This window comes from Actinacidiphila sp. bgisy160 (assembly GCF_965342435.1).
Taxonomy (GTDB): domain Bacteria; phylum Actinomycetota; class Actinomycetes; order Streptomycetales; family Streptomycetaceae; genus Actinacidiphila.
Window position 1 is genome coordinate 134,091 of record NZ_CBDRCM010000008.1, and the last position, 12,318, is coordinate 146,408.

Sequence of the window (12,318 nt, forward strand, 5' to 3'; positions counted from 1 at the left end):
GAGCACCCCGGACCGGCCGTCATCTGCCGGCTGCCGATGGCTCGGACGGGTCAGGACGTGGCCGCGCTGCGGTCGGTGACCATGCGCATGTCGCACTCGACGAGGAACCGTTTGAGGCCCTGCTCGTCCGCGAGGTCCCAGTCGGGCCCGAGGTCGAGCAGCCTGGCGAGGACGCCCGCCTTGTGCTTGCCGGCGGCGCCCACGGCGACGAGCGGAGCGTCCTCGACCGGGACCCGCAGGTCCACCAGTCGGACCACGATGTCCTCCCGCAGGTAGACGGTGCTGCGCGCGAGCGCCCCCTTGGCGACGTCCACGGCCTCCTCGTCCTGCTGGGCGAGCATCTTGGCGACGGCCGGGCCGGAGCCCGCCTTGGCCGGATAGATCAGGGCGTGCCGGCGCAGGCCCTCCGGCCGGTCGGTACCCCTGGCCACGTGGTGCACGGCCGGGAGCGCGGCGCGGGCGAAGAACTCCCGTGCCGAGCCAGGGTCGTTGAGGTCCCGGTCCACCTCCAGGTAGGGGTTGATGGCTTCCTCGACCGCCCGCACCTCGGGCTGGCGGGCAACATGGCGCAGTGCCCTGGCCAGGTCGCCCTCCACCTCCACGGCGCGCACGACACGGTTGCCGTGCATGAACAGCGAGGTGCGGCGCAGCCGCGTGTTCTCGTCGACCACGGCCTGCGGCGAGGTGTAGCCGGACAGGATGTCCGCCACCTTCTGTTCGCTGCCGGGCTTCACGGTGAAGGTGATGGCGTGGCGGATGATCCCGTCCCCGACCCTCGGCACGGTCTGCATGCGACCGGACTCGTAGGACGTACGGGTCTCCCGCAGCACCCCGAAGCGGAGCGAGCGGGTGTCCTTCACGCAACCGTGCATCGGCTGCACCATCTCCAGATGGGTCGGGCTGTCCACCCAGGCGAGGAAGTGCAGCGCACTGTCCCACTCACTGGTGATCAGCCACTGCGAGGGATTTTCGATCGACTGGCAAAGCTGGTCGCTGACGTGTCCGGGCACGGCAGCGACGCGGCGGCACATCTGGTCATACGCATCAAGAAACCGCTGCTCGGCGCCGTCCTCGACTTCAAGCATGAGGACGACGCGCAGGCGATTGCCATCGAGCGCGGACTGCGAGACCTTTTCGGCCTGGGCCGGCATATTCCACCTCTTCCGAGAGCGAGCAACCCCCGAGGTCCGTCGTCCAACGATCGTGCTGTGGTGGCCCAACCGGTGCGAGATATGTGATCCAATTGGGTGACGGGCGAAAATACCCCCGGCAATCGGGCATCTAGGGAGCTATGACTCCACAGGCCGAAGACCGGGTCCCGGTCCTCATCGTGGGGGGCTCCCTCGTCGGGCTCTCCAGCTCAGTCTTCCTGGGCCGGCTCGGCGTCCGGCACGTCCTCGTCGAGAAGCACCCGGGTACCTCCATCCACCCCCGTGGCCGCGGCAACAACCTGCGGACCATGGAGCTGTTCCGTACGGCCGGGGCCGAGCCGCTGATCCGGCGGGCCGCCTCCGTACTCGCTGACAACCACGGCATCCTGCAAGCCGACTCACTGACCTCGGACAACGCGGAATGGCTGTTCCGCGAGATCGATCCCGGGGGCCGGCTGTCCGGCATCAGCCCCAGCGGCTGGTGCCTGTGCAGCCAGAACGACCTGGAGCCGGTGCTCCTGGACTACGCCCGGGAGCTCGGCGGCGACCTGCGCTTCAGCACCGAGCTGATGTCGTTCACCCAGGACGACGACGGCGTCACCTGCGAGCTGATGGACCGGGAGACCGGCGACCGCAGCACCGTCAGGACCGACTACCTGATCGCGGCCGACGGTCCGCGCAGCCCGGTACGAGGCGCCCTGGGCATCGGGCACACCGGCCGCGGCGACCTCTTCGCCAACATCAGCGCGACCTTCCGTGCCAAGCGGCTGGCCGACGCGGTGGGTGACCGCCATTTCATCGCGTGCTATCTGACCAACCCGGACGCCGACGGTGTGCTGCTGCCCGTCGACAACCAGGAGAACTGGGTCTTCCACGCGCCCTGGCACCCGGAACGCGGCGAGACACCGGAGGACTTCACCGACCAGCGGCTGGCCGCGCACATCCGCACCGCGGTGGGCGTGCCGGACCTGGAGATCGAGATCACCGGCCGGGCCCCCTGGCGGGCCGCGGAACGGGTCGCGGACTCCTACGGGCGCGGGCGGGTGCTGATGGCCGGCGACTCGTGCCACGAGATGTCCCCCACCGGCGCCTTCGGCTCCAACACCGGCATCCAGGACGCTCACAACCTGGCGTGGAAGCTCGCCGCGGTGACCGGCGGCTGGGCCGGGCCGGGGCTGCTGGAGACGTACGAGGCCGAGCGCCGCCCGGTCGCGGTGGCCACCAGCGAGCGGGCCTCCGCCCGTTCCGCCGAGCACGCCCACCCCGGCTACGCGCCCCCGGCCGGCGGCGGACCCCAGAAGGGCGTCCTGGTGGTCGCGCTGGGCTACCGCTACCCCGAGGGCGCGTTCCTCGGCGCGGCCCCGGGGCGGCCGGTCGTCCCCGAGGACTTCCGGCCGGTCGCCGAGCCCGGTGGCCGTTCCCCGCATGTGTGGGTGACCACCCGGGACGGCGAGCGCCGCTCCACGCTGGACCTGTACGAGCGCTCCATGGTGCTGCTCACCGGTGACGGGCCGAAGGGCACCGCCTGGCACGACGCGGCCCGCGCGGTCGCGGAGCACCTCGGGGTCCCGCTGGAGGCCTACCGGCTCGGTGAGTCCACCCGGGCGGACCTGGTGCCCGAGGCGGGCACCGACTGGACGGCGGTGCACGGGATGACGCCGAGCGGCGCGATCCTGGTCCGCCCGGACGGCTTCGTCGCCTGGCGGAGCCGCGAGGCCGTGGAGGACCCCGCGGCGACGCTGGCCGAGGTGCTCACCTCGGTGCTGCGGCTGCGCTGAGAGCCGCGTCGCGGCACCGGCCGAACGGCGGCCACCACGCTCACGGGAGCGCTGGTGGCCGCCGTTCCCGTGTGCCGGCGCCCCAGGCCCGGGCCGCGCCCTGGGTGCGGTGACCGGCCGGGGCCGGTCACCGCACCGCACGACGGAAAGGGTGCCGCAGGCGCCGTCAGCCCACCGGGCCGCCCCCGCCGTCCACCGAGGACCGCGGCGCGCCCGGCTGGGCGGCGGGCGGCGTGCCCTGCTGGACGGCGGGCGGCGCCGCCGGACGTCCCTCCGGTGCCGCCCCGGGCCGGGTCGCCGGAGGCGCGGACGGACCGGTGGCGGACGGACCAGCGGCGGACGGGCCAGCAGCGGGAGGCGCGGCGGGCCGGCCCTGCGGTGCCGCACCCGGCTGGGCGGTCGGCGGCGCCGAGGGCCGGGCGGCGGGCGGCTGCGCGGCGGGCTCCTTCACCCCCGTCCAGTCGGGGGCGGGCCAGCCGCGCCACGGCGAGTACGCGGGGTTGACCACGCACCGGGCCGTGAGCTCGGCCTTGGTGGCCTTGTCCACGGGGCAGGCCTTCACGACGAACTGACGGGCGATGCCTCCGGGGAAGAGCACGCCCGTGCGGGCCGAGCGCAGTTCGCGGGTGCCGAGGGTCTCGTCGAGCTCGATGCCGCCGGGAGCGTCGATGTAGTAGTGGTAGGCGACGGTTTGCTGCCGCAGGGCCTCGCGGTCGTAGGTGGCGGCCACGAACGGCGAGGGCTGCTCACGGCGGGCATAGGCCTGCAGGTCGTACTCTCCGTCGCTCACGTCCTCGGGGCGCAGGCCGTCCTTGAAGACGGTCTCGGGCGGGCGGTCGTCGCCGCGGAAGAGGGCGTTGCAGTTGGAGCGCCAGGCCGGCTCGTCGGGCCTGATCCGGTCCAGGTCGACGCTGGGGTCCGCGGCGGCGTAGAGCCGGTCGGGAACGACGGGGCACCATTCGGGGACGGCCGGGTCACGTGGAAGACCCGGGGCGACGGCCGCGGCGGCCGCGCAGACGGGGAGTGCGAGCACCCCCAGCGGAAGGGCGGCGGCGCAGAGCCGACGCAGTGTGTGCAGTGTGATCATATGCTCACGATCACCCCACTATCGCCCGGTCTCCGGAATAATCACCCTTGTCGGCGTGTCCCACCGGAAGACGAAAGAGGCCCCTGCGCATCGTTGTGGGACGCTGCTGGGGCCTCTCGATTCGTCGTGGAGCCAGGGGGTGTGATCCACGACGCCATGGGACGACCGAACCCGGGTCAATGGGGGTCGTTGCTCCACAACTATACGAGACATCGCAGCCGAAACCTCACGATGTGGGAGTGAGGTGGGACACTGACCATGTAAACGTAGGTCAGCCGTTCATTTACCGTTCATCGGTCCATGACCCGCATTTCGAACCAGGTGGTCTTGCCGCGCGGCAGCAGATCCACCCCCCAGCGGTCGGCGAGCTTGTCGATCAGGAACAGCCCCCGCCCGCTGACGTCCATCTCGCGCACCGGCATCAGACAGGGCAGCGCCCGGGAGGGATCGCGCACCTCCACCCGGATCCAGCCGCGGCGGCGCAGCATGCGCAGGCCGAAGGTGCGGGCCCCGGTGTGGCGCACGGCATTGCCGACGAGCTCGGAGACGAGTAACTCGACGACGTCGTCGAACTGGGGAAGCCCCCACAACCGGAGCACCGAGCGGCTGAGCCGGCGGGCCGTGGCCGCGGACTCCGGGCGCGAGGAGAGCCGCACCTCGTCCACGGAGGGATTCCCCAACAGATCGAGGGACGTCGCCGCCGGATCGTCGACCACCGTGGGCGGCCGCCCTGCCGCCGGGACCGTCACCCGCTGCGGCTGCTCAGATGCTCCCTGCTGCCCCGCCATGCTCTCATGATGGCCGTACGCGACGGCGGTTCGGGGCGGATCGGGGGAATTGGCGGGGCGGAACGCGTCATTCCGAGTTGCCGTACCGGCATATGTCAAGGGCAATGATGGATCTCATACGACCCCTCCCACCTGCACGAAGAGGGCGCCGGAGAGGAGCGGCCGGTGAATTCGGCGCAGGTCGCCTTAAGGTCCTCTTAAGGTCGGCTTAAGGCGACCCGACAGGTGCCGGCTGTCACTCAACCGGGTTGGCTCTAGCGGAACTTCGCTTTGCCGGGACCCTCCTCGACGAAGCTGCGCATGCCCGTCGTACGGTCCTCGGTCGCGAACAGCCCGGCGAACAGGTTCCGTTCGATGGTGAGGCCGGTCTCCAGGTCGGTCTCCAGCCCGGCGTCCACCGCCTCCTTGGCGGCGCGCAGCGCCAGCGCCGGGCCGCGGGCCAGACGCTCGGCCCAGGCGCGGGCCTCGGCGTACACCTGCTCAGCCGGGACCACCTTGTCCACCAGGCCGATGATGAGCGCCTCGTCGGCCTTGACCATGCGGCCGGTGAAGATGAGGTCCTTCGCCTTGGCGGGGCCCACCAGACGCGACAGCCGCTGCGTGCCCCCCGCGCCGGGGATGAGGCCGAGCAGGATCTCGGGCTGGCCGAGCTTGGCGTCCTCCGCGGCGATCCGGATGTCGGCGCAGAGCGCGAGTTCGCAGCCGCCGCCGAGGGCGTAACCCGTCACGGCGGCCACCACCGGCTTGGGGATCCGGGCGACCGCCGTGAAGGAGTCCTGCAGCGCGCGGGCCCGCACGGCCATGGCCTCGTAGTCCATGACCTGCATCTCCTTGATGTCCGCGCCCGCCGCGAACACCTTCTCGCCGCCCCAGATCACGACGGCCCGCACGTCCTCGCGCCGGGACACCTCCTCCGCCACCTCGCGGAGCCGGTCCTGGGTCGCGACGTCCAGGGCGTTCATCGGGGGGCGGTCCAGGTGGATGGTGCCGACACCCTCGTCGACCTCGAGATTAACTGTCATGGCCGACGAGGGTATCCGTGAACGCCCGTTTACGCTGCGACGTGCCTCACGGGGCGCGTCAGGAGGCGGGGGTCCACTGGCTCCACGGCAGGTTCCAGCCGTTGAGCCCGTTCCACCACTGCACGGTCTTGTCGTGGGAGTTCCTGACCTCCACGACGTCACCGATCATCGAGTTGTTGTAGAACCATGAGGACGGGGTGTCGCCGTTGCCACCCCGCACGTCCCGCAGGCCCACGCAGCCGTGGCTGACGTTGGCGTTGCCGAAAGTGCCGGGCGACGCCCAGTAGTTGCCGTGGATGAAGGTGCCCGAGGTGGTCAGGCGCTGGGCGTTGGGCACGTCCTTGATGTCGTACTCGCCGCCGAAGCCCACGGTGTCGCCGTTCATACGGGTCACCTTGTACCGCTCGGTGATGACCATCTTGCCGTTGTAGGTCGTCGTGCCGGGCCCGCCCGAGGTGATCGGGACGGTCTTCAGCAGTTTGCCGTCGCGGTAGACCTTCATCGTGTGCCTCGCGGCGTCGACGATGCTGACCTGGCTGCGGCCGATGGTGTAGTGCACGTCCTTGGACTGGGTGCCGTAGACGCCCTTGGCGCCCTGAACGCCGTTCAGCCTGAGGGAGAGGGTGATCTTGGTGCCCTTGGCCCAGTACTTCTCGGGGCGGAAGTCGACGCGCTGGTCGCCGTACCAGTGGCCGACGACGGGGACCGAGGGGCTGGCGGTCACCTTGATCGCGTCCTGGACCGCCTTCTTGTCGCTGATCGCCCGGTTGAACTTGAGCGAGACCGGCATGCCGACGCCGACCGTCTGGCCGTCCTCGGGGGTGAAGAAGCCGATGAAGGTGTCCTTCGGGGTGACCGTGGTGAAGCTGGCGTGCTTGGCCGACTCACGGCCCGCGCTGTCCTTGGCTATCGCGTCCACCGAGTACTTGGTGGAGGTGCCGAGCGTCTCGGTCGGCTCCCAGCTGGTTCCGTCGGCGGATATCTTGCCCTCGACCGGGTCGCCCTTGCCGGTCTTCACCACGACCGAGGTCAGCTTGCCCTTGCCGGCGGTGACCTTGAGGTCCCCCGTCGTGGCCACCTCGTCGGCGCCGTCCTCCGGCGCGATGGTGACGACGGCCTGCGACTCGGTCGTGTCGCCCTTGCCGCCCTGTGAGGCCGAGGCACCGGGCCTGGCCTTGTCCCCGTCCTTGCTGTCGCCGCTGGCGCTGCCTCCGCACGCGCTGACCAGGAGCAGCATCGCCCCCACCGCCAGGGCCAAGGTGGTCCGCCTTGCGCCCGGCGTGCCCTGTATCGCCTTCAACTCTCGTCTCCCCAAAACCGGCCCGTGGCCCCGTGGCACGTGTGAGTCCCCCTCACCTTGCGCTTAGAGAACCACACGAGACCGGTGTTGTGGATCCCGGTATTGTCACCGTTCCGTCCCAGTCGCGGGGCCCGGCCTCAGCCGCCGGCCATCCACTGCTCCCAGGTCATGTTCCAGCCGCCCAGGCCGTTGTCAGGAGCGACGGTGCGGTCATGGGAGTTGACGACGGTGACGAGGTCGCCGACGAGGGAGTGGGCGAAGAACCAGCCCGCCGGGGTGGCCGTGCCGCCGCCCTTCACGTCGAGCAGGCCCACGCAGCCGTGGCTGGTGTTGGCCGCGCCGAAGGTGCCGGGGGCGGCCCAGTAACTGCCGTGCACGAAGGTGCCGGAGCGGGTGAGCCGCATGGCGTGCGGGACGTCGGGGATGTCGTACTCGCCGCCGAAGCCCACCGTGTCCCCGTTCATCCTGGTCAGCCGGAGCTTCTCGGAGATGACCATCGAGCCGTTGTAGGTCGGGTTGGACGGAGCGCCCGCCGAGATCGGCAGGACGCGCGTGACCTGCCCGCCGCGGCGCACCGTCAGGGTGTGCGCGGCGGCGTCGACGGTGCTGGTCTGGTCCCTGCCGATGTCGAAGGTGACGTCCTTGGACTGCACCCCGTAGACCCCGGGGGCGGTCTCGACGTCGCGCAGCCGCAACGAGAGCGTCACCTTGGTGCCGGGACGCCAGCGCGTCCGCGGGCGGAAGTCCAGGCGCCGGTCGCCGAACCAGTGCGGGGCGATCTCCACGGCGGGCGAGGAGGCGACGCGCACGGCACGCTCGACGGCGGCCCGGTCGGCGACCGGCCGGTTGAAGTCCAGGGAGACGATCATGCCCGTGCCGACGGTCTGGCCGTCCTCGGGGGTGAAGTAGCCGATGAGGGTGTTCTTGGGGACGAGGGTGGTGAACACCGCGTGCTTGGCGGCGCGCCGGCCCCCCGTGTCCTCGGCGACGGCGTCCACCGTGTACTTCTCCGACAGCGACAGCCTGGAGCGGGCGTGCCAGCCGGACCGGTCGGCGGTGAACACGCCCTCGACCACCTCCCCGTCCCCGTCCTCGACACGCACGGAGGTGAGCCGGCCGTCCTCGGCCTCGACCGTCAGCGGGTCGTCCGCCGCCACGTCACGGGCACCGTCCCCGGGAGTGATCCTGATCCTCGCCTCCGACACCTTCGGGGTGTCGTCGGCCGCCGCACCGGTGTCCGCCGGCCCGAACCCGAGCCCGCACGCCGTCAGCATCCCCGCCAGCCACATGGCGGTGGCAAGCCCCGCCCCCGCGCGCAGAGCGCGCCGCACCGCATTCGTCACGCTCGGTCAACGACCGGACGGCCCTGGGGAAACGTCCGCGATGCCTCCGATCGATCACGCGTGTGACGCCGCAGGGTGAACGGGAAGGTAAAGCGGGAGGGCGCGACGCGCGCGCGGAGGGACACCGCGCCGCGCACGGGCACGGCCGGCGCCGGCCGGGTCCTGCGTCCCCCGAGCCGCAGGAGGCGAGCACGTGTCGGAGACGCGCGAGGACGAATCGGTCGACCGGGCCGGAAGACTGCGCCCCAACGGCCACCGGACCGCCCCCGTGGCCGTGCCGCTGCCGCGCCCGGAGACCGCGCCGGCCGTGCCCGGGCCGGCCGGGGCCGGGGACGCCGTGGTGTGGCCGGGCAGCCCGCAGCCGCTGGGGGCGCGCTTCCACACCGGTCCGGACGGACGCCAGGGCACCAACTTCGCCCTGTGGGCGGGCGGCGCCGAGTCGGTGGAGCTGTGCCTGTTCGACGACGAGGGGGCCGAGACCCGGATCCCGCTGACCGAGCTGACCCATGAGATCTGGCACGGCTTCGTGCCCGGGGTGCGGCCCGGCCACCGGTACGGCTACCGGGTCGGCGGCCGCTGGGACCCGTGGACCGGTGCCCGCTGGAACCCGGCCAAGCTGCTGCTGGACCCCTACGCGAGGGCGGTCGACGGCGACTTCACGCTGCCGCCCGAGGTGTACGGCCACGTCCGCGACTGGCCTGAGCAGGCGGTCGCCGACACCGTGCGGGACAACCGCGACTCGGCCCCGTACGTGCCCAAGGGTGTCGTGGTGGACGACGACGACCCCTGGACGGACGACCGCAGGCCCAAGACGCCCTGGGCCGACTCGGTCATCTACGAGCTGCACGTCCGCGGCTTCACCATGCGCCACCCCGGCATCCCGCCCGAACTGCGCGGCACCTACGCCGGGCTGGCCCACCCGGCGGCGATCGAATACCTCACCGGCCTCGGCGTGACGGCCGTGGAGCTGCTGCCGGTGCACCAGTTCGCCCACGAGGACCACCTGCTGCGCCGGGGCCTGCGCAACTACTGGGGCTACAACTCGATCGGCTACTTCGCGCCGCACGCCGGCTACGCCGCCACCGGCACCCGCGGGCAGCAGGTGGGCGAGTTCAAGCGGATGGTGCGCGCCCTGCACGACGCGGGGCTGGAGGTGATCCTCGACGTCGTCTACAACCACACGGCCGAGGGCAGCGAGTTCGGGCCCACCCTCTCCCTGCGCGGGATCGACAACCGCGGCTACTACCGGTTGCAGGGCGACGCGCGCCGGTACGCCGACTACACCGGCTGCGGCAACACCCTCCACGTCGTCCAGCCCCAGGTGCTCCGGCTGATCACCGACTCCCTGCGCTACTGGGTGACCGAGATGGGTGTCGACGGCTTCCGCTTCGACCTCGCCGCGGCGCTCGCCCGGTCGATGCACGACGTCGACATGCTCTCCCCCTTCCTCGCCGTCATCGCCCAGGACCCGGTGCTGCGCCGGGTCAAACTCATCGCCGAGCCCTGGGACGTCGGCTCCGGCGGCTACCAGGTCGGTGCGTTCCCGCCGCTGTGGACGGAGTGGAACGACCGCTACCGCGACACCGTCCGGGACTTCTGGCGGGGCACCCGGCACGATGTGCGCGACCTGGGGTACCGGCTGTCCGGCTCCAGCGACCTGTACGCCTGGGGCGGGCGCCGTCCGTACGCCTCGGTCAACTTCATCACCGCCCATGACGGTTTCACCCTGCGCGACCTGGTGAGCTACGAGCGCAAGCACAACGAGGCCAACGGCGAGGACAACCGCGACGGCACCGACGACAACCGGGCCTGGAACTGCGGGCACGAGGGCGAGACCGACGACCCGGCCGTGGGCGAGCTGCGCCGGCGGCAACTGCGCAACATGCTGTCGACACTGCTGCTGTCGACCGGCGTGCCGATGCTGGTGGCCGGTGACGAGGCGGGCCGCACCCAGGGCGGCAACAACAACGCGTACTGCCAGGACAACGAGATCAGCTGGGTGGACTGGTCGCTGCCGCAGGATCCGGCCTGGGCCTCGCTGCGAGAGCTGACCGCCCGGCTGATCGCGCTGCGCCGCGCGCACCCCGTGCTGCGCCGGCGGGCCTTCTTCTCCGGCCGTCCGCAGTCCGCCGAGGGGCTGCGGGACCTGGCCTGGTTCACCGCGCGGGGGCGGGAGATGACCGACGCCGACTGGTACGGCCCCACGTCCACGCTCGGGATGTACCTGTCGGGCGCGGACATCCCGCACCGCGACGCGCGCGGCCGCCCGGTCACCGACGACAGCTTCCTGGCCGTCTTCCACGCCTCGCACCGCCCGGTCCGCTTCACCCTGCCGGGCGGGCCGTGGGCCCGCGAGTACGAGCTGCTGCTCGACACCTCGCGTGAGGACCAGGCGGAACCGCCGGGCAGCCGGCACCGCGGCGGGCGGGCGCTGACCGTACCGGGGAGGACGGTGCTGCTGCTGCGCGCCGTCTGAAGGACGAGACGCGGCGGCAAAGGTGTGGACTCGGCCAATTGGTCCAGTCCACACTGGTCGTCCGTGACCTCCGCACCTCCGCCCTCGCCGCCGTGCGCCTCCGGCCCGGCCGCACCGGCCGCCCCCCGGGACCGCCTGTGGTCACGGGGGTTCACCCTGTACTTCACCGCCCGCAGTGTCGCCATGCTCGGCGACTCGATGCTGCCCGTCGCCCTGTCGGCGGGACTGCTCCAGCACGGCTACGGCGCGGGGGACATCGGCTACGCCATGGCCTCCTTCACCGCCTGCTTCGCCGGGCTGGTCGTCCTCGGCGGGGTGTTCGCCGACCGGTTCAGCGCCCGCGGCCTGATGATCGGCGCGGACCTGGTGCGGGTCGGCACGCAGTCCCTGGCCGCCTGGCTCTTCTTCTCGGGGCACGTCGTGCTCTGGCAGATCTGCCTGATCGGCGCCGTCAACGGCGTGGCGGGTGCCATGTTCCAGCCAGGGGTGGCCAGCACGGTGCCCCAGGTGGCCCGGGACGTCCAGGAGGCCAACGGGGTGGTGCGCACCGCCGAGTCGCTGATGGCGCTGGCCGGCCCGGCGCTCGCCGGCGTGCTGGTGGCCTTCACCTCCGCGGGCGGGGTGTTCGCCGCGCACGCCGGCACCTACGCGGTGAGCGCGGTCTGCCTGCTGCTGCTCCGGCTGCCCGGGCCGACCGCGCGGACCGCTCGGGGGCCGCGGGACGCCGCCGCGCGCAGCGGCTTCCGGGCCGACCTGGTGGAGGGGTGGCGGGAGTTCCGGGCCCGCACCTGGATGTGGTCGGTGATCGTCATCTGGATGGGCTTCATGATCCTGGTCATGGGCCCGGTGACCCCGCTGGCGGCCGGCGAGATCCTGCCCGCCCACGGGCCCAAGGCGTACGGCCTGGTCTCCTCCGCGCTGGGGGCGGGCACCGCGCTCGGCGGGCTGCTGGCGATACGGGTGCGGCCGGCCCGGCCGCTGCGGGGCGGGGCGGTGGCGCTGTTCGGGTTCGCGCTCTACCCGGCGGCGGTCGGCGCGGGGCTGCCGGTGCCGGCGGTCGCGGCGGCGGTGCTGGTCGCCGGGACGGCCTGGGCCTTCTGGAGTGTGATGTGGGCCACCAGCGTGCAGACCCAGGTGCCCGGCGAGATCCTCAACCGGATCCACGCGTACGAGGTCGCCGGCTCGGTCGCCATGCTGCCCGTCGGCCAGGCCCTGGCGGGGCCGGCGGCGGGGGTCTTCGGGGCGCGCCCGGTGCTGCTCGCCGGGGGCGCGGTGACCCTGCTGGTGTGCGTGGCGCTGCTGGCCGTGCCCGCCGTGCGCGACCTCGGCCGAAAATCCGGATGAGCGTTGTCGGTGGTCGCCCGTAGTCTCTG

General features: G+C 72.1%; 9 protein-coding genes. 3 read left to right on the forward strand and 6 right to left on the reverse strand.

Features of this window, described 5'->3' with window-relative positions:
- Positions 1 to 50 precede the first annotated feature (50 nt).
- Positions 51 to 1,151, reverse strand: a complete 1,101-nt coding sequence (locus ACRWNP_RS10275) for a SchA/CurD-like domain-containing protein (RefSeq protein WP_431960758.1) — start codon at positions 1,149 to 1,151, stop codon at positions 51 to 53.
- Between the two features lie 140 nt (positions 1,152 to 1,291).
- Here ACRWNP_RS10275 and ACRWNP_RS10280 point away from each other — a divergent pair, with 140 nt between their 5' ends.
- Entirely contained in the window at positions 1,292 to 2,929 is a 1,638-nt protein-coding gene (locus ACRWNP_RS10280; protein ID WP_431960759.1) for an FAD-dependent oxidoreductase, read from the forward strand.
- Positions 2,930 to 3,095: 166 nt separating this feature from the next.
- Here the strand turns inward: ACRWNP_RS10280 and ACRWNP_RS10285 are convergent, their stop codons facing one another.
- The 5 genes from ACRWNP_RS10285 to ACRWNP_RS10305 all read right to left on the reverse strand — a co-directional run bounded on the left by ACRWNP_RS10285 (position 3,096) and on the right by ACRWNP_RS10305 (position 8,469).
- Entirely contained in the window at positions 3,096 to 4,016 is a 921-nt protein-coding gene (locus ACRWNP_RS10285; protein WP_431960760.1) for a scabin-related ADP-ribosyltransferase, read from the reverse strand.
- A 290-nt stretch (positions 4,017 to 4,306) separates the two neighbouring features.
- Positions 4,307 to 4,804: an ATP-binding protein gene (locus ACRWNP_RS10290; protein WP_431960761.1), complete on the reverse strand. Its 498-nt coding sequence runs from the start codon at positions 4,802 to 4,804 to the stop codon at positions 4,307 to 4,309.
- A 254-nt stretch (positions 4,805 to 5,058) separates the two neighbouring features.
- Positions 5,059 to 5,826: an enoyl-CoA hydratase/isomerase family protein gene (locus tag ACRWNP_RS10295; RefSeq protein WP_431960763.1), complete on the reverse strand. Its 768-nt coding sequence runs from the start codon at positions 5,824 to 5,826 to the stop codon at positions 5,059 to 5,061.
- Between the two features lie 58 nt (positions 5,827 to 5,884).
- The gene (locus ACRWNP_RS10300; RefSeq protein WP_431960803.1) at positions 5,885 to 7,063 is read right to left on the reverse strand and encodes a L,D-transpeptidase; all 1,179 of its coding nucleotides are present in this window, start codon (positions 7,061 to 7,063) and stop codon (positions 5,885 to 5,887) included.
- 200 nt (positions 7,064 to 7,263) lie between these two features.
- Positions 7,264 to 8,469: a L,D-transpeptidase gene (locus tag ACRWNP_RS10305; RefSeq protein WP_431960764.1), complete on the reverse strand. Its 1,206-nt coding sequence runs from the start codon at positions 8,467 to 8,469 to the stop codon at positions 7,264 to 7,266.
- Positions 8,470 to 8,662: 193 nt separating this feature from the next.
- Between ACRWNP_RS10305 and glgX the strand changes: the two genes are divergently transcribed.
- Both glgX and ACRWNP_RS10315 read left to right on the forward strand, forming a co-directional pair.
- Positions 8,663 to 10,945, forward strand: coding sequence for a glycogen debranching protein GlgX (gene glgX / locus ACRWNP_RS10310; RefSeq protein ID WP_431960765.1), 2,283 nt, complete (start codon positions 8,663 to 8,665; stop codon positions 10,943 to 10,945).
- 135 nt (positions 10,946 to 11,080) lie between these two features.
- Positions 11,081 to 12,289, forward strand: coding sequence for an MFS transporter (locus ACRWNP_RS10315; protein WP_431960804.1), 1,209 nt, complete (start codon positions 11,081 to 11,083; stop codon positions 12,287 to 12,289).
- Positions 12,290 to 12,318 lie beyond the last annotated feature (29 nt).

Bases quoted from the DNA above. Each gene is read 5' to 3' on its own strand.
- ACRWNP_RS10275 (WP_431960758.1), bottom strand. From the start codon at position 1,151: ATGCCGGCCCAGGCCGAAAAGGTCTCGCAGTCCGCGCTCGATGGCAAT.
- ACRWNP_RS10280 (WP_431960759.1), top strand. From the start codon at position 1,292: ATGACTCCACAGGCCGAAGACCGGGTCCCGGTCCTCATCGTGGGGGGC.
- ACRWNP_RS10285 (WP_431960760.1), bottom strand. From the start codon at position 4,016: ATGATCACACTGCACACACTGCGTCGGCTCTGCGCCGCCGCCCTTCCG.
- ACRWNP_RS10290 (WP_431960761.1), bottom strand. From the start codon at position 4,804: ATGGCGGGGCAGCAGGGAGCATCTGAGCAGCCGCAGCGGGTGACGGTC.
- ACRWNP_RS10295 (WP_431960763.1), bottom strand. From the start codon at position 5,826: ATGACAGTTAATCTCGAGGTCGACGAGGGTGTCGGCACCATCCACCTG.
- ACRWNP_RS10300 (WP_431960803.1), bottom strand. From the start codon at position 7,063: ATGCTGCTCCTGGTCAGCGCGTGCGGAGGCAGCGCCAGCGGCGACAGC.